The organism is Pseudomonas sp. PDM20 (genome assembly GCF_014852575.3).
Classification (GTDB): Bacteria; Pseudomonadota; Gammaproteobacteria; order Pseudomonadales; family Pseudomonadaceae; genus Pseudomonas.
In genome coordinates this window covers 5784692-5800033 of record NZ_CM181224.1, presented here as the reverse complement: position 1 = coordinate 5800033, position 15342 = coordinate 5784692, and the positions used below count along the sequence as shown (strand labels likewise).

Here is a 15342-nt window from a genome sequence, read left to right as displayed (position 1 = left end):
ATGATGTCCGCCTCCCAGACTTCAGCCGCGCCCAAGACTGCGCGCATCGATATCAAGAAGAGCCTGGTCGACACCGTGCTCGCCGGTCTCATTGCCCTGATCGTCTTCGGCCCCATCGTCGGCATCGTGCTCGACGGCTACAGCTTCAAGCTCGAACCGGTGCGCCTCGCCTGGATGATCGGCGCGGTGATGCTCGGCCGCCTGCTGCTCAGCCTGTACCTGCAGACCCCGGCCGGCAGCCGCATCATGGACCGCTTCGAAAGCTCCGACTCGGGCATCAGCGTCCTGCCGCCGGGCTACAAGACGCGCCTGCGCTGGATAGTCCCGCTGGTGATCCTCGCCGCGGTGATCTTCCCGTTCTTCGCCAGCAAGTACCTGCTCACCGTGATCATCCTCGGGCTGATCTATGTGCTGCTGGGCCTGGGCCTGAACATCGTGGTCGGCCTCGCCGGCCTGCTCGACCTCGGCTACGTGGCCTTCTACGCCATCGGCGCCTACGGCCTCGCGCTGGGTTACCAGTACCTGGGCCTGGGCTTCTGGACGGTGCTGCCGCTGGCGGCCATCGTCGCCGCGCTGGCGGGGGCGCTGCTGGGCTTCCCGGTGTTGCGGATGCACGGTGACTACCTGGCCATCGTGACTCTGGGCTTCGGCGAGATCATCCGCCTGATTCTCAACAACTGGCTGTCCTTCACCGGCGGCCCGAACGGCATGCCGGTGCCGTCGCCGACCTTCTTCGGCCTCGAATTCGGTCGCCGGGCGAAGGAGGGCGGCACGCCGATCCACGAGTTCCTCGGCATCGATTACAACCAGAACTTCAAGTTCCTGTTCATCTACGTGGTGCTCTTCCTGGTGGTGCTGCTGGTGCTCTACATCAAGCACCGGCTGACCCGCATGCCGGTCGGCCGCGCCTGGGAAGCGCTGCGCGAGGACGAGATCGCCTGCCGCGCCATGGGCCTGAACCACGTGCTGGTGAAGCTCTCGGCGTTCATGCTCGGCGCCTCTACCGCAGGCCTGGCCGGGGTGTTCTTCGCCAGCTACCAGGGCTTCGTCAACCCGTCGTCGTTCACCTTCTTCGAGTCCGCGCTGATCCTCGCCATCGTGGTGCTGGGCGGCATGGGCTCGACGGTGGGCGTGGTGATCGCCGCCTTCGTCCTCACCGTGGCGCCAGAACTGCTGCGCAGCTTCGCCGACTACCGCGTGCTGCTGTTCGGCATCCTCATGGTGCTGATGATGATCTGGCGTCCGCGTGGGCTGATCCGCATCAGCCGCTCGGGCTTCGCCGTCCGCAAGGGGGTGGCGCCATGAGCGGTGACAAGATCCTCAGCGTCGAGCACCTGATGATGCACTTCGGCGGCATCAAGGCGCTCAACGACGTCAACCTCGACGTGGAACGCGGCTCCATCACCGCGCTGATCGGCCCCAACGGCGCCGGCAAGACCACGGTGTTCAACTGCCTCACCGGCTTCTACAAGGCCACCGGCGGCAACATCCTGCTCAACACCCAGGGCGGCACCACCGACGTCATCAAGGTGCTCGGCCAGCCGTTCCAGGGCGGCGATTTCGTCAACCCGGCGCAGTTCGGCAACCGCCTGTACTACAAGATGTTCGGCGGCACCCACCTGGTGAACCGCGCAGGGCTGGCGCGCACCTTCCAGAACATCCGGCTGTTCCGCGAGATGTCGGTGGTGGAGAACCTGCTGGTGGCCCAGCACATGTTCGTCAACCGCAACCTCATCGCCGGCGTGCTCAACACCCCCGGCTACCGCCGCGCGGAAAGCGAGGCGCTGGACCACGCCTTTTACTGGCTGGAAGTGGTGGACCTGGTGGACTGCGCCAACCGCCTGGCCGGCGAGATGTCCTACGGGCAGCAGCGCCGCCTGGAGATCGCCCGCGCCATGTGCACCCGGCCCGAGCTGATCTGCCTCGACGAACCCGCCGCCGGCCTGAACCCGGCCGAAACCCAGGCGCTGGCGCGCATCGTGCGCTACCTGCGCGACCACCACGGCATCACCGTGCTGCTGATCGAACACGACATGGGCATGGTGATGAACATCTCCGACCACATCATCGTGCTCGACCACGGCGTGGTCATCGCCCGTGGCGCGCCGGACGAGATCCGCCACAACGAGAAAGTGATCGCCGCCTATCTCGGCGCAGACGAAGAGGAGCTGGCATGACGGCGCCGATGTTGGAATTCCGTGAGGTCGATGTGTTCTACGGGCCGATCCAGGCGCTGAAGAAAGTCTCGCTGACCGTCAACGAAGGGGAAACCGTGGCGCTGATCGGCGCCAACGGCGCGGGCAAGTCGACGCTGCTGATGTCGATCTTCGGCCAGCCGCGCGCAGCCGGTGGCGCGATCCTCTACAAGGGCCAGGACATCCGCCACAAGTCGGCGCACTACGTGGCCTCCAACGGCATCGCGCAGTCGCCGGAGGGGCGCCGGGTGTTCCCCGACATGACGGTGGAGGAGAACCTGCTGATGGGCACCATTCCCGTCGGCATGGACCACGCCCAGGAGGACATGCAGCGCATGTTCGAGCTCTTCCCGCGCCTGAAGGAGCGGCGCAACCAGCGCGCCATGACCATGTCCGGCGGCGAGCAGCAGATGCTCGCCATCGCCCGCGCGCTGATGAGCCGGCCCAAGCTGCTGCTGCTCGACGAACCCTCGCTGGGCCTCGCGCCCATCGTGGTCAAGCAGATCTTCCAGACCCTGCGCGAGCTGGCCAAGAGCGGGATGACGCTGTTCCTCGTGGAGCAGAACGCCAACCACGCGCTGAAGCTGTCCGACCGTGGCTACGTGATGGTCAACGGCGAGATTCGCCTGAGCGGCACCGGCGCCGAGTTGCTGGGCAACCAGGAGGTTCGCAACGCGTATCTGGGCGGGCACTGACGCGCCACCTTTCGTAGCTGTCTTTCTATGGAGGGTCGGTGCGGCCTCCTGCCCTCACCCCAACCCTGGCTGCGCGCCCCGCTCCGGAGGGAGAGGGGGCAGATCGTGCCGGCTGACTCCGTGGTTTCATCCTGCTCCGAACGGTCCCCTCTCCCGCTTGCGGGAGAGGGTTAGGGTGAGGGGCTCTTGATCTTCGGAGCGGACTACCCACCGTTTTCTCCAAGAGGGGTTTCCATGCAAGACCTCCGCTTTCTCACCAACGCCGACGTCGCCGAGCGCCTGAGTTATCCCCAGCTGATCGAAGCCCTGCGCATCGGCCTCGCCGGACCCTGCGAAGCCCCGGTTCGCGGCTGCCATGAATTGCCCGGCAATGCCTCACTGTTGACCATGCCGGTGTGGCGGCCGGGGCAGGACATCGGCGTCAAGCTGGTCACCGTCTTCCCCGGCAACGGCGCGAAGAACCTGCCAGCCGTGGCCGCGCTGTTCTGCCTGTTCGACGGCGAGACGGGACGCCCGTTGGCGATGCTCGAGGCCTCGGAAATGACCGCACGGCGCACTGCCTGCACCTCTGCGCTGGCCGCCGATTACCTGGTGCGCCGCGATGCCCGCCGGCTGCTGGTGGTCGGCAGCGGCACCCTGGCGCCGCACATGGTCCGCGCCCACTGCTCGGTGCGCGAGTACGAGGATGTCGCCGTCTGGGGCCGACACGAAGACAAGGTGCATGCGCTGGTGAAGCAGCTTCAGGACGAAGGCTATCCCGTCCATGCCTGCGCCGATCTGCGCGGCGGCGTGGCGGCGGCGGACTGCATCAGCTGTGTCACCACCTCGCGCGAACCCATCGTCCATGGCGCCTGGCTGCGCTCGGGCTGCCACCTCGACCTGGTCGGCGCCTTTCTGCCGTCCATGCGCGAGACCGACAGCGAAGCCGTGCGCCGCGCGCGCATCGTGGTCGATACCCGCGAAGGTGCGCTGGAAGAGGCGGGCGACCTGCTGATCCCGGTAAGCGAAGGCGTGATCGACGAGAGTGCTATCCACTGCCAGTTGGCCGACCTCCTGAGCGGTCGCGGCGCACGCAAGGACGACAGCGAGATCACCCTGTTCAAGTCCGTGGGTTATGCACTGGAAGACCTGATCGCCGCGCGCCTGCTGCTTGCCGTGAATTAATCCAGAAAATCTGTGGGCCGGCCTGTGGATAACGTCTGGGAGAACCTCGCCAGGCCCCATGGCAGCAGGTGCCGCCCGAAGCGGTCGATTTCTGCTCGATCACCCCGCAACCCCTGTATGGATGGACAGGTACGGCTTCGCGGAAAAGTTCCGCGCCTCCGATAGTTGTCCCCGTCAGCCGTTGAAAGACCTGTGGATAACCTTGGGAAGAACTTCTCCAGCGCAGCGACGGCGGGGCGTGCGGCGGGGCGCTCGAAAATCGTCCAGAGGGAAATCGGCATTCCGCTTGCCCACAGAATCCGTGGAGCAGCCTGTGGAAAAGGTGGGCGCAACTCGCGGCAGGCCCGTGGCCATGGGGCTTTCAGGCGTCTGTTCGGGTTTTATCCAGCGCGGCTGTAACGCAACGCGGCGGGTTCGGGCTGTTATGCTCGGCCGACCGACAAGAACGCGCACCGTACGATTCCCCGGCATGCATCGGCGACGGCAGTGCCCAGCAAGAGGATATCTGTGATGACTACTCCCACTCTGTTCATTACCGGCGCCACTTCCGGCTTCGGCGAAGCCTGCGCGCGGCGTTTCGCCCGTGACGGGTGGTCGCTGGTGATCACCGGCCGTCGCGAGGAGCGGCTGAATGCGCTGGCCCAGGAGCTTTCCGCCGAGACCGAGGTACTGCCGCTGGTGCTCGACGTGCGCGACCGCGCGGCGATGACCGCTGCGGTGGACAGCCTGCCGGAGAAGTTCGCCAAGCTGCGTGGCCTGATCAACAACGCCGGCCTCGCCCTGGGTACCGACCCTGCGCAGAACTGCGAGCTGGATGACTGGGACACCATGGTGGACACCAACATCAAGGGCCTGATGTACGCCACCCGCCTGCTGCTGCCGCGCCTGATCGCCCATGGCCCGGGCGCGAGCATCCTCAACCTGGGTTCGGTGGCCGGCCACTGGCCCTATCCGGGCGGTCACGTGTATGGCGCGACCAAGGCCTTCGTCGAGCAGTTCTCGCTGAACCTGCGTTGCGACCTGCAGGGCACCGGCGTGCGCGTCACCAACCTCGAGCCGGGCATGTGCGAGAGCGAATTCTCCCTGGTGCGCTTCGGCGGTGACCAGGCGAAATACGACAAGACCTACGCGGGCGCCGAGCCGATCCAGTCCGCGGACATTGCCGAGACCATCCACTGGATCATGAACCAGCCGCCGCACATCAACATCAACACCCTGGAAATCATGCCGGTGAGCCAGGCGTGGGCAGGGTTTGCGGTGCATCGCAAGGGGTGATGTGCGGTCGGCTAACCGTCGTACTCCGGGGTGTCCGTGCCGGGACTTCTCCCTCACCCCAGCCCTCTCCCAGAGGGAGAGGGGGCCGTCCGAGCCGGCTGACATCGAGGCTTCATCCTGCACCAAACTGCCTTCTCTCCCTCTGGGAGAGGAGCCGTCCGTACCGGCTGACGCCGAGGCTTCAACTCGCGCCGAACGATCCCCTCTCCCGCTTGCGGGAGAGGGTTAGGGTGAGGGGCTGTTGATCTTGTAGAAACGAGCAGGTCAGCCCGCGAGCAGCCAGGCGCCCGCACCCGCCGATGCCAGCCCGGCGAAACGCACCAGCGGTGCAGCCGCCTGCGGCAGCAGGCGAACGATCCCGTAACCCGCCGTATGCAGCGCCGCAGTCGCGCCGACGAAGCCGGCGGCATACAGCCACGGGCTGCTCAGCTCCGGCAGTTCCAGCCCGTGGGCCACGCCGTGGGCGAGGGCGAACAGTGCAGTCGCGCCCATCGCCAGGAACAGCGGCGGACGCAACGCCAGTGCAACGCACAGGCCCAGCGCCAGCACGGAAGCGGCGATGCCGGTCTCCATGAACGGCATCTCCAGCCCCTCGAAGCCCAGCAGCCCGCCGATCAGCATGGTCACGACGAAGGTGCACGGCAGCGCCAGCCGCGCCGCGCCTTTCTGCTGCGCGGCCCAGAGCCCGACGGCAAACATTGCCAGCAGGTGGTCGAGGCCGGTGAGGGGATGGGCGATGCCGGCGATCAGGCCGTGGTCGCCGTGGCCCGGATGGGCGAAGGCCACGGCCGGAGTGAGGAACAGCGCCAGGCTGTAGAGGGCTTTGCGCAGCTGCATGGAAAACTCCCTGGTTCTTGTGATGGAGCGTCTGGTCATGGAACGGCCGGCATCCGCGGCCGCGAAGAAGGCATCAGGCTGCGCTCAGCAGGCCCTGGCGCTCGATGAAGGTGATGATCTCGGCCAGGCCCTGGCCGGTCTTCTGGTTGCTGAAGACGAAGGGCTTGTCGCCGCGCATGCGCGAGGCGTCCTGGTCCATCACTTCCAGCGAGGCGCCCACCAGCGGGGCGAGGTCGATCTTGTTGATCACCAGCAGGTCGGACTTGCAGATGCCCGGCCCGCCCTTGCGCGGGATCTTGTCGCCGGCGGACACGTCGATCACGTAGAGGGTCAGGTCCGACAGCTCGGGGCTGAAGGTGGCCGAGAGGTTGTCGCCGCCGGACTCCACCAGGATCAGGTCGAGGCCGGGGAAGCGGCGGTTGAGCTGGTCCACGGCTTCGAGGTTGATCGAGGCGTCCTCGCGAATCGCCGTGTGCGGGCAGCCGCCGGTTTCCACGCCGATGATCCGCTCCGGCTCCAGTGCTTCGTTGCGCACCAGGAACTGCGCGTCCTCCTGGGTGTAGATGTCGTTGGTGACCACGGCGATGTTGTAGCGCTGGCGCAGGGCGCGGCACAGCGCCAGGGTCAGGGCGGTCTTGCCGGAGCCCACCGGGCCGCCGATGCCGACGCGAAGAGGTTGAGAGTTCATGGCAGTTCTCCTAGGAGCGGAACAGACGGCTGTATTGGGTTTCGTGAGTCATGCAGGCCAGCGCGAGCCCGAAGGGCGCGCCGCCGTGGGGATCGTTTTCCAGCGCGGCCCGGCAGGCGGCGTCGAGGTCGGGGAGCAGTTGCGAGGTGAGCTTCTGCGCAGCCATCTGGCCCAGCGGCAGGGTCTTCATCAGCACCGCCAGCTGGTTCTCCAGCCAGCTCCACAGCCAGGCGCCGAGTGCCTGCTCCGGGGAGAGCCCCCAGGCGCGGGCGGCCAGGGCCCAGGCGGCGGCGAAGGAGGGCTCGCCTTGCACTGCAAGCCACTGGCGGGCGGGCTCGTCCAGCTCGGGCAGGGCCTCGAGCAACTGGCCGAGGGAGAAGCCCATCTGCCGGTTCTCCAGGCCCAGCTCACGGGTTTCGCGGCTGGCACGATGACGCTCGGCGGCGTCGCGCAGGGCGTCCCAGTCAGCGTCTTGCGCGGCACGCAGCAGCTCGGCCAGCAGCGGGCCTTCGAAGCGCGCGAGGTTCAGGTGCAACTGGTCGGCGAGCCAGGTACGGGCACCGTCGGCATCCCTCACCTGGCCCTGGTCGATGGCGCTTTCCAGGCCCTGGGAATAGCTGTAGCCGCCGATGGGCAACTGCGGACTGGCCAGGCGCAACAGCGACCAGATAGCGGAGGGCTCAGCCATGAGCGACGGCCTGTACAGACGCGCCGATCTGCCCCCTCTCCCTCTGGGAGAGGGCTGGGGTGAGGGCCCCTGACTCGCGCAGGAACATCACAAACGCACCCCGAACTGGTGCAGCTTCGGCGCGTAGTTGAATTGCTCTTCGCCGTGGTGCGAATGGTGGTGCCCCCCCCCGTAGGCACCATGCTCCGGCTGGAAGGGCGCGTCGATGGTTTCCACCGTGGCGCCGAGCTGGTCGAGCATGGCCTTGAGCACGTAGTCGTCGAGCAGGCGCAGCCAGCCATCGCCGACCTGCAGGGCAACGTGGCGATTGCCCAGGTGATAGGCCGCGCGGTTCAGCTCACGGGCGTTGGCGCAGGTGACGTGGAGGAGTTTTTCCGGCGCCGCGCAGACGCGCACCACGCGGCCATCGTTGGCCAACAGGCACTCGCCATCGGTCAGCGGCGACTGGCCGCGTTCGAGGAACAGGCCGACGTCTTCACCGGTGCTGGTGAAGCAGCGCAGGCGGCTCTTGCTGCGCGCCTCGTAATTCAGGCGCAGCTCGGCGTCCCAGTGTTCGCGGGGTTCGGTTCGTTGGTGGATGACCAGCATGGCAGTGTCCGGCAGTAGCAATGGCGGTGCTACAGCAAGGGGCTTGCCAGTGCGGGTCTGCGTCAGCGCTGGCGCGGGCTGCAGCGCTTGTCCGAGTGGTCAGCAATGGTGCGTGCGCGCAAGGATGGTGCGCACGAAAACGGTGCGCACCAAGGCGGGGCAGTAGTGCTTTTCGTAGGAGCGAGCGCGCGGGGGTGCGTCAGGGCCGCGAGCCGATCCCGGTCCAGTGCTTGGCGCCGATCATGATGAAGCGCAGCTGCTGGGTGATCTTCGCCTGGGGCGAGAGGTGCGTCGGCAGGCTGTCGGCCGGTGGGTCGATCAGCTCGGGCAGGGTGGCGAACACCGTCTTCACCACGAGGTCGGCGATCACGTCGATGTCCTGGGTGGTGAGGTGCGGCAGCTTGTTGAGCAGTGCAAGGTCGGCGGCGAGGTCGTCGGTGATGCGCTGGCGCAGGGCGCCCACGGCCTGACGAATCGGGTGCGAGCCGCCGTACTGCTCGCGGGCGAGGAAGAGGAACTGGGTGCGGTTGGCGGTGACGGCGTCGAGGAAGATGCGCACCGAGGCCTCGATCACGCCGCCCAGCTCGAATTCGTTGCGACGCACCACGCGCAGGGTCTCGCGGAAGGTCTCGTCGACATCGGCGACCAGGGCGAGGCCGAGCTGGTCCATGTCGGTGAAGTGCCGATAGAAGCCCGCCGGCACGATGCCCGCCGTCTTCGCCACTTCCCGCAGGCTCAGGCTGCCGAAGCCGCGGCCGCTGTCCATCAGGCCGCGCGCGGCATCCATCAGGGCCAGGCGGGTCTGTTGTTTCTGTTCGGCGCGGGGAGTGGCCATACGGCAGTGCTATCCAGGGCAAAGGCGCAGGCACTCTAGCAAATGCCGGTCGGCGCGGGGGAAGTTCCTGTGGAAAATAGTGAACGAGTGTTGACTGAAATCTCCTGCTCGTGAGATTTTAAGTGAACATATGTTTACTGTTCGGTGTTCGCCCATGTCCCTGCTTCCCTTTGCCGGCCTGCGTTTCCTCTCGCCGCTGTTGTCGCCGCTGCGCGCCCTGGTGCGCGGCCAGTGGCTGCGCGAGTCGGATGTCGATGCCGCGTTGCGCGCCTGCAACCGTGGCTGGTCGCTGCGCCGCGTGTTCGCGCGGGTCGAGGCGCGGCAGTGGGTGGCGGACGACATGCTCGAACTGCGCCTGCGCCCCAACGCGCACTGGCGCGGCGCGCGGCTCGGCCAGCACCTGCAACTGTTCGTCGAGCGCGACGGTGTGCGCCACAGCCGCAGCTACAGCCTGACCCGCGTCGCCGAGGACGGCTGCCTGGAGTTCGCCGTGAAGCTGCAGCCGGGCGGGCGCATATCCACCTTCCTGCTGCAGCAATTGTGCGTCGGTGAAGTGCTGGAGCTGGGCCTGCCGGACGGCGACCTGAGCTGGCCGACCGATGACCAGGGCGTGCTGCTGCTGGCTGCGGGCAGTGGCCTGACACCCTTGCTCGGCCTGCTGCGCGAGGCGCTGGCGCGCGGCTACGGCGGCCCGGTAACGCTGCTGCATTACGTTCGACAGCGCGGCCAGAAGGCCTTCGTCGATGGGCTTCAGGCGCTGGCGCGGCAGTACCCGAATCTCGAACTGCGCTGGGCGTTGAGCGGCGATGCCGCGCGGGACGGCGAGTTGTCCGGACGCTTCCAGCGCGATCATGTGGCCGACCTGGATGGCCGCCACGTGCTGGCCTGCGGCCCTGGCGGCTTCGTCGAAACGGTACGCCAGGCGCTGGGCGCGAGCAGCCGCAGCCTGCAGGTGGAAAGCTTCAGCCCGCCGGCCTGGGACGGGCAAGAGCCGGCAAAGGCCGTGAGTCTGAGCTTCGCCCGCAGCGCGTTGCAGGTGGCTGGCGATAGCCGCCGCAGCCTGTTGGAGCAGGCCGAATCCCACGGCCTGCGCCCGGTGCACGGCTGCCGCCAGGGCGTCTGCACCAGTTGCACCTGCACGCTGGTCAGCGGCTGCGTGCGCGACTTGCGCAGCGGCGAGCTGTTCAGCGAACCGGGCCAGCCCATCCGTATCTGCGTCAGCGCGCCCCAGGGCGACCTGACCCTCGATCTCTGATCTTCAGGAGAATGTCCATGCGCGAAGATCGCGACCTCAGCGCCGCCGAACTGGCGGCCTTCGGTGCCGAGCTGGACGCCCTGCGCCAGCGCACCCTGCATGACCTGGGCGAAAAAGACGCCCGCTACATCCGTCGCATCCGCGCGGCGGTGCGCTTCTGCTGCTGGAGCGGCCGTGTGCTGCTGATGGCCGGCTGGTTCCCGCCGACCTGGCTGCTGGGCACCTTCCTGCTCGGGCTGGGCAAGATCCTGGAGAACATGGAGCTGGGCCATAACGTCATGCATGGCCAGTACGACTGGATGAACGATCCGGAATTCTCCGGGCGCAACTATGAGTGGGACATCGTCGGCCCCGCGGACTTCTGGCGGCACACGCACAACCATGTGCATCACACCTACACCAACGTGCTGGGCATGGACGACGATGTGGGCTACGGCGTGGTGCGGCTGTTCCCCGAGCAGAAGTGGAAGCCGTTCTACCGCTGGCAGCCGCTCTGGGTGACGCTGCAGGCGCTGCTGTTCCAGTACGCCGTGGCGGTGCAGCATCTGCGCCTGGACAAGTACGTGAAGGGGCGGATGAGCAAGGAAGAGTTGCGCCCGCTGCTGCGCCAGTTCAACGCCAAGGTCGGGCGCCAGTGGGTGAAGGATTACCTGGTGTTCCCGCTGCTCGGCCTGTTCACCGGCGCCTTCGGCGCGGTGCTGCTGGGCAACGTCATCGCCAATCTGATGCGCAACCTGTGGACCTTCACCGTGATCTTCTGCGGCCACTTCACCGAGAAGGCGGCGGTATTCCCGCCCGAGGTGGTGCAGGAGGAGACGCGTGGCCACTGGTACCTGCGCCAGCTGCGCGGGTCGAGCAACCTGGAAGGCGGCCCGCTGTTCCATATCCTCACCGGCAACCTCAGCCACCAGATCGAGCACCACCTCTATCCGGACCTGCCGGCGCGCCGCTATGCGCAGCTGTCGAAGGAGGTGCAGGCGATTGCCGCGCGCTACGGCCAGACCTACAACAGCGGCCGCCTGTCGGCGCAGTTCGCCACGGTGCTCAAGCGCATCTGGATCCATCGCCGACCGACACAGCCGGCGATCGCCTGAGGCAGATCAGGCGCGGCGGGTCAGCGGCGAGGCGATGTCCTCACGCAGGGCGCGCAGGTCGGCGGCGTCCTGGTTGAGGTGATGGATGGACTTCAGCAGCTTCTGTCGGAGCAGGTCATCCTGGACCTGTTCGACCGCCCGCATGACTTCCAGGGCCGTGGCCTCGTTGTTGGCGGCGACGGCGTCGAGAGTCTTTCGCAGGCTGCGGGTTGCGTGGTGCACGGTGGTGATCTCCTGAAAACTGCGTGCACCCTACGACCCGAGTATTTCCAATAAATTTCAACAAGTTGCTTTCCGATCGACGGTCATGATGTCGCATCGGTGGCAGATCGATTCAGGAAAGCATGTACAGCGCCAGCAGTGGCACCAGGTTGAGCAGCAGGACGCCGATCTTGTAGACGGCCATGCCGCCGTAATGAATCGCGTCGAACTGCTCGACTGGCAGGGTGAACCAGCGCGAATGCAGGCGGTAGACGAAGTCGTGGGCGAGGGTGAAGGCGGCGAACCAGACCAGCAGGATGACGTAGTTGATCAGGGTGCAGTAGAGCAGGAAGGGTTTCAGGTCCAGGAGCGGCATGAGGATTCTCCGGCCACATACTGCATTGGAGTAGCCGCCGGGCGCAGGGTTTCACCGGTTTGCCGGCGGGCGCGCGTCCGATAGCCGGCGCACTGGCCGCCGGCCATAATGCGCACCTGCTGCAAACCATGTGATCTTTGCCGCATGACCGCTGTCCGATGTGCGGACGGCTAACCTTGCCCTGACACCCACCTTCCTCATTTTCCTGCCGGACTTGCCATGTTCAGCCCGCTCGTCACGTTTCCCGCGCTCTACACCGCCACGCTGTTGATGCTCGCCGGCTCCGGCCTGTTCACCACCTACATGGGCCTGCGCCTGACCCAGGAAGGCGTCAGCGACCTCTGGGTCGGCGGCTTGATGGCGGCGTACTACTTCGGCCTGGTCTGTGGTGGCAAGTTCGGCCACAAGCTGATCGCCGGCTTCGGCCACATCCGCTCCTACGTCGCCTGCGCCGGCATGGCCACGGTGATCGTGCTGATCCACGCGCTGGTTTCGCAGCTGGAGGTGTGGATCGTCCTGCGCTTCGTGATGGGCGCGGTCATGATGAACCAGTACATGGTGATCGAGAGCTGGCTCAACGAGCAGGCCGAAGGGCACCAGCGCGGCAAGGTGTTCGCCGGCTACATGGTGGCGGTGGACGCCGGCCTGGTCGTTGGCCAGGGCTTGCTGGCGCTTAGCCCGGCGCTGGATTACAAGCCGCTGCTGCTGGTAGCGATGTGCTTCTCGTCGTGCCTGATCCCGCTGGCGCTGACCCGTCGCGTCCACCCGGCCAAGCTGGTGGCGGCGCCGCTGGAGATCGGCTTCTTCTGGAAGCGCGTGCCGCAATCGCTGGGCACCATCTTCGTCGCCGGCCTGATGGTCGGCGCGTTCTACGGCCTGGCGCCGGTGTATGCGGCGCGCAACGGCCTGGACACCGCGCAGTCGAGCTTCTTCGTCGGCATGTGCATCGTCGCCGGCTTCTGCGCGCAGTGGCCGCTGGGCTGGTTGTCGGACCGGGTCAACCGCAGCTGGCTGATCCGCGCCAACGCCTTGCTGCTGTGCCTGGCCGCAGTGCCGATGTGGGGGCTGATCGAACTGCCCTATACGCTGCTGCTGGCGAACGGCTTCGTCACCGGCATGTTGCTGTTCACCCTCTATCCACTGGCGGTGGCGCTGGGCAACGACCACGTCGAGCAATCGCGCCGGGTGGCGCTGTCGGCCATGCTGCTGACGACCTACGGCGTCGGCGCCTGCATCGGCCCGCTGTTCGCCGGCGCGATGATGCGTCACTTCGGGCCGGGCATGTTCTACATGCTGGTCTCTGCCTATGCGCTGATCCTGATCTTCTGGGTGCAACCCAAGCGCGTCACCGGTGTGCACCGCGTCGACGAGGCGCCGCTGCACCACGTGGCCATGCCCGACACCGTCAGCCCGATGGCCGCCGCGCTGGACCCGCGTGTCGAGGAAGTGCCGGAGGAACTGGTGGTGGAAGCGCCGGCGAGCATTGGTCGCTCCGATGGCGAGCCGGATGCTGGCGAGACGAAGCTCTGATCGAATTGCGCTAACGCAGAAATGAGAAAGCCCGGCAGATGCCGGGCTTTTCTTTCGCCTGTCAGGCGTATTTCGTCTGGATCAGGAAACACGCTTGAGGTGGGCATCGAACACGGTGTCACCACCGGACTCGGCGACCATGTTGCTGTGCAGCTTGTCGATGGTGTGCTCGGAGCCGTTCTCGGCTACGCGGACGTCATCCATCTGCTTGTGCAGGCGGTCGATGGTGCGCTCGGAACCGTTGTCGGCAACGCGGGCGTCGTCCATTTGCTTGTGCAGGCGGTCGATGGTGCGCTCGGAGCCGTTGTCGGCAACGCGGGCGTCGTCCATCTGCTTGTGCAGGCGGTCGATGGTGCGGTCGGAGCCGTTTTCGGCGACACGGGCTTCAGCGCTCTTCTGCTGCAGCTGGTGTTCGTGTTGCGGAAGGGAGCGCGGGCCGTTGTTGAGGATGGCCGGGGCGGCGAAGACGGCGCTGGCGGACATCAGGGAAGTGAGTGCAAGGCTGAGGGCGATCTGGCGTTTCATGTTGTGTGGCTCCGAAAGGGGGGCGGTTTGTTTTGGCTACGGGGTTATTTTCCCTTCGGATAAATCGATTTAAAAACGATGCCGGGTAATACAGAGCATCAGCGATGTCGATTATTTAGCCGGCTAATTTCTACTATCGCCGTTAATGATGTAACGACGAAAACCGCTCTAGGGCGGTGTTTTCAGGTGCGTTTCAGGAGGTTTCAGGCAAGACGCCGTTACAAATCACGGCTGGCCTGTTATCGATGGCGGGGTTTCGTGAACTTCGAGCGATAAGAAAGCCCGGCGGGGCCGGGCTTTTCTCTCACCTTGCGGTGTACTGCCTTGGGCGTCAGGCCTTCAGGTGGGCATCGAAGACGGTATCGCCACCGGACTCGGCGACCATGTTGCTGTGCAGTTGGTCGACGGTGTGCTCGGAACCGTTTTCGGCAACGCTCATCTCGCTGTGCAGGCGGTCGATGGTTTTGCTCGAACCGTTTTCAGCCACGCCCAGTTGCTTGTGCAGGCGGTCGACGGTCTGGCTGGAGCCATTCTCGGCGACGTTCATGGCCTGGTGCAGGCGGTCAACCGTCTGGCTCGAACCGTTTTCGGCAACGCTCATTTCGCTGTGCAGACGGTCGATGGTTTTGCTCGAGCCGTTTTCAGCCACGCCCAGTTGCTTGTGCAGGCGGTCGACGGTCTGGCTGGAGCCGTTCTCGGCCACGTTCATGGCCTGGTGCAGGCGGTCAACCGACTGGCTCGAACCGTTTTCGGCAACGCTCATTTCGCTGTGCAGACGGTCGATGGTTTTGCTCGAGCCGTTTTCAGCCACGCCCAGTTGCTTGTGCAGGCGGTCGACGGTCTGGCTGGAGCCGTTCTCGGCCACGTTCATTTTCTGGATCAGGCGATCAACCGACTGGCTGGAACCGTTTTCGGCGATACGGGCCTTGGCCGCGTCCAGTTGTTTCTGCTGCTGACCCAGGCTGCGTTCGGCGCCTTCCTGAACCAGGATCTGGGTCTGGCTGGCGTTGATGACAGGGGATTCCTGCTGGGAGCCGGCGAAAGCGGCATTGGCAGCAAGTACGGAGAGGGCAAAGCCAAGTACGAGGGTGCGTTTCATGATGCGGCTCCAGAAAGAGTGGGGAGTTCGTTGGACACGGACTCAGTATCTGTTCTGGGTTATCGATTGGAAAACGATGCCGAAAGATAGTCGCTATCGATGTCGATGATTGTTGAATAGTATCTTTAAAATCAGATACTTGGTTGTAAAAATTGACTTCTATCAACGCCTTCGATGGGCGATATCGGCGTGATTGGTAGTATCTGATTGTTCGATGTATTTGTGGGCCGGGTCTGGCTCAACGGCTCTGGGATGCGGGTCTTCGCCGAATGGCAGGGCGCGCAAGCACGAAGCCCG

17 protein-coding genes are annotated in these 15342 nt (G+C 65.7%); 8 read left to right on the top strand and 9 right to left on the bottom strand.

Features of this window, described 5'->3' with window-relative positions; all coding sequences use genetic code 11:
• The first annotated feature begins 3 nt into the window (after window positions 1–3).
• The 5 genes from livM (at window position 4) to IB261_RS26740 (ending at window position 5329) form a co-directional block, all read left to right on the top strand.
• A complete protein-coding gene (gene livM, locus IB261_RS26760; RefSeq protein ID WP_081515793.1) occupies window positions 4–1305 on the top strand; it encodes a high-affinity branched-chain amino acid ABC transporter permease LivM in 1302 nt (433 codons plus the stop codon).
• Window positions 1302–2177 carry an ABC transporter ATP-binding protein gene (locus tag IB261_RS26755; protein WP_138524199.1) on the top strand — a complete coding sequence of 292 codons (876 nt, stop codon included), beginning with the start codon at window positions 1302–1304 and terminating at the stop codon, window positions 2175–2177. The genes livM and IB261_RS26755 overlap by 4 nt, the downstream gene beginning before the upstream one ends.
• Entirely contained in the window at window positions 2174–2890 is a 717-nt protein-coding gene (locus IB261_RS26750) for an ABC transporter ATP-binding protein (RefSeq protein ID WP_151188476.1), read from the top strand. The genes IB261_RS26755 and IB261_RS26750 overlap by 4 nt, the downstream gene beginning before the upstream one ends.
• 234 nt (window positions 2891–3124) lie before the next feature.
• Window positions 3125–4054, top strand: a complete 930-nt coding sequence (gene lhpI, locus IB261_RS26745) for a bifunctional Delta(1)-pyrroline-2-carboxylate/Delta(1)-piperideine-2-carboxylate reductase (protein ID WP_192383747.1) — start codon at window positions 3125–3127, stop codon at window positions 4052–4054.
• 510 nt (window positions 4055–4564) lie between these two features.
• Window positions 4565–5329, top strand: a complete 765-nt coding sequence (locus tag IB261_RS26740) for an SDR family oxidoreductase (protein ID WP_081515568.1) — start codon at window positions 4565–4567, stop codon at window positions 5327–5329.
• Window positions 5330–5593: 264 nt separating this feature from the next.
• Here the strand turns inward: IB261_RS26740 and IB261_RS26735 are convergent, their stop codons facing one another.
• The 5 genes from IB261_RS26735 to IB261_RS26715 form a co-directional block, all read right to left on the bottom strand.
• A complete protein-coding gene (locus tag IB261_RS26735; RefSeq protein ID WP_192383748.1) occupies window positions 5594–6166 on the bottom strand; it encodes a HupE/UreJ family protein in 573 nt (190 codons plus the stop codon).
• A gap of 73 nt (window positions 6167–6239) precedes the next feature.
• Window positions 6240–6854: an urease accessory protein UreG gene (ureG, locus tag IB261_RS26730; RefSeq protein ID WP_045216312.1), complete on the bottom strand. Its 615-nt coding sequence runs from the start codon at window positions 6852–6854 to the stop codon at window positions 6240–6242.
• Window positions 6855–6864: 10 nt separating this feature from the next.
• The gene (locus IB261_RS26725; protein ID WP_192383749.1) at window positions 6865–7542 is read right to left on the bottom strand and encodes an urease accessory protein UreF; all 678 of its coding nucleotides are present in this window, start codon (window positions 7540–7542) and stop codon (window positions 6865–6867) included.
• Window positions 7543–7629: 87 nt separating this feature from the next.
• Entirely contained in the window at window positions 7630–8130 is a 501-nt protein-coding gene (gene ureE / locus IB261_RS26720) for an urease accessory protein UreE (RefSeq protein ID WP_192383750.1), read from the bottom strand.
• 199 nt (window positions 8131–8329) lie between these two features.
• Window positions 8330–8965: a TetR family transcriptional regulator gene (locus IB261_RS26715; RefSeq protein ID WP_081515573.1), complete on the bottom strand. Its 636-nt coding sequence runs from the start codon at window positions 8963–8965 to the stop codon at window positions 8330–8332.
• Window positions 8966–9119: 154 nt separating this feature from the next.
• On the opposite strand from IB261_RS26715, the gene IB261_RS26710 reads away from it, so the two are divergent.
• Together IB261_RS26710 and IB261_RS26705 are read left to right on the top strand one after the other, a co-directional pair.
• Window positions 9120–10220, top strand: a complete 1101-nt coding sequence (locus tag IB261_RS26710; RefSeq protein WP_192383751.1) for a flavin reductase family protein — start codon at window positions 9120–9122, stop codon at window positions 10218–10220.
• 11 nt (window positions 10221–10231) lie between these two features.
• Window positions 10232–11314 (top strand): fatty acid desaturase family protein, encoded by a 1083-nt coding sequence (locus tag IB261_RS26705; RefSeq protein ID WP_192383752.1) that lies wholly within the window; start codon window positions 10232–10234, stop codon window positions 11312–11314.
• 6 nt (window positions 11315–11320) lie between these two features.
• Here the strand turns inward: IB261_RS26705 and IB261_RS26700 are convergent, their stop codons facing one another.
• The gene (locus IB261_RS26700) at window positions 11321–11536 is read right to left on the bottom strand and encodes a hypothetical protein (RefSeq protein WP_192225251.1); all 216 of its coding nucleotides are present in this window, start codon (window positions 11534–11536) and stop codon (window positions 11321–11323) included.
• A 112-nt stretch (window positions 11537–11648) separates the two neighbouring features.
• Window positions 11649–11891 carry a DUF6868 family protein gene (locus tag IB261_RS26695; protein WP_151188473.1) on the bottom strand — a complete coding sequence of 81 codons (243 nt, stop codon included), beginning with the start codon at window positions 11889–11891 and terminating at the stop codon, window positions 11649–11651.
• 219 nt (window positions 11892–12110) lie between these two features.
• Between IB261_RS26695 and IB261_RS26690 the strand changes: the two genes are divergently transcribed.
• Window positions 12111–13421 (top strand): MFS transporter, encoded by a 1311-nt coding sequence (locus IB261_RS26690; RefSeq protein WP_081515578.1) that lies wholly within the window; start codon window positions 12111–12113, stop codon window positions 13419–13421.
• Between the two features lie 81 nt (window positions 13422–13502).
• On the opposite strand, the gene IB261_RS26685 is transcribed toward IB261_RS26690, so the two are convergent.
• Together IB261_RS26685 and IB261_RS26680 are read right to left on the bottom strand one after the other, a co-directional pair.
• Entirely contained in the window at window positions 13503–13946 is a 444-nt protein-coding gene (locus IB261_RS26685) for a phage infection protein (RefSeq protein WP_192383753.1), read from the bottom strand.
• Window positions 13947–14277: 331 nt separating this feature from the next.
• Window positions 14278–15045 (bottom strand): hypothetical protein, encoded by a 768-nt coding sequence (locus tag IB261_RS26680; protein WP_192383754.1) that lies wholly within the window; start codon window positions 15043–15045, stop codon window positions 14278–14280.
• Window positions 15046–15342: the final 297 nt, after the last annotated feature.

Bases quoted from the DNA above. Each gene is read 5' to 3' on its own strand.
- livM (WP_081515793.1), top strand. From the start codon at position 4: ATGTCCGCCTCCCAGACTTCAGCCGCGCCCAAGACTGCGCGCATCGAT.
- IB261_RS26755 (WP_138524199.1), top strand. From the start codon at position 1,302: ATGAGCGGTGACAAGATCCTCAGCGTCGAGCACCTGATGATGCACTTC.
- IB261_RS26750 (WP_151188476.1), top strand. From the start codon at position 2,174: ATGACGGCGCCGATGTTGGAATTCCGTGAGGTCGATGTGTTCTACGGG.
- lhpI (WP_192383747.1), top strand. From the start codon at position 3,125: ATGCAAGACCTCCGCTTTCTCACCAACGCCGACGTCGCCGAGCGCCTG.
- IB261_RS26740 (WP_081515568.1), top strand. From the start codon at position 4,565: ATGACTACTCCCACTCTGTTCATTACCGGCGCCACTTCCGGCTTCGGC.
- IB261_RS26735 (WP_192383748.1), bottom strand. From the start codon at position 6,166: ATGCAGCTGCGCAAAGCCCTCTACAGCCTGGCGCTGTTCCTCACTCCG.
- ureG (WP_045216312.1), bottom strand. From the start codon at position 6,854: ATGAACTCTCAACCTCTTCGCGTCGGCATCGGCGGCCCGGTGGGCTCC.
- IB261_RS26725 (WP_192383749.1), bottom strand. From the start codon at position 7,542: ATGGCTGAGCCCTCCGCTATCTGGTCGCTGTTGCGCCTGGCCAGTCCG.
- ureE (WP_192383750.1), bottom strand. From the start codon at position 8,130: ATGCTGGTCATCCACCAACGAACCGAACCCCGCGAACACTGGGACGCC.
- IB261_RS26715 (WP_081515573.1), bottom strand. From the start codon at position 8,965: ATGGCCACTCCCCGCGCCGAACAGAAACAACAGACCCGCCTGGCCCTG.
- IB261_RS26710 (WP_192383751.1), top strand. From the start codon at position 9,120: ATGTCCCTGCTTCCCTTTGCCGGCCTGCGTTTCCTCTCGCCGCTGTTG.
- IB261_RS26705 (WP_192383752.1), top strand. From the start codon at position 10,232: ATGTCCATGCGCGAAGATCGCGACCTCAGCGCCGCCGAACTGGCGGCC.
- IB261_RS26695 (WP_151188473.1), bottom strand. From the start codon at position 11,891: ATGCCGCTCCTGGACCTGAAACCCTTCCTGCTCTACTGCACCCTGATC.
- IB261_RS26690 (WP_081515578.1), top strand. From the start codon at position 12,111: ATGTTCAGCCCGCTCGTCACGTTTCCCGCGCTCTACACCGCCACGCTG.
- IB261_RS26685 (WP_192383753.1), bottom strand. From the start codon at position 13,946: ATGAAACGCCAGATCGCCCTCAGCCTTGCACTCACTTCCCTGATGTCC.
- IB261_RS26680 (WP_192383754.1), bottom strand. From the start codon at position 15,045: ATGAAACGCACCCTCGTACTTGGCTTTGCCCTCTCCGTACTTGCTGCC.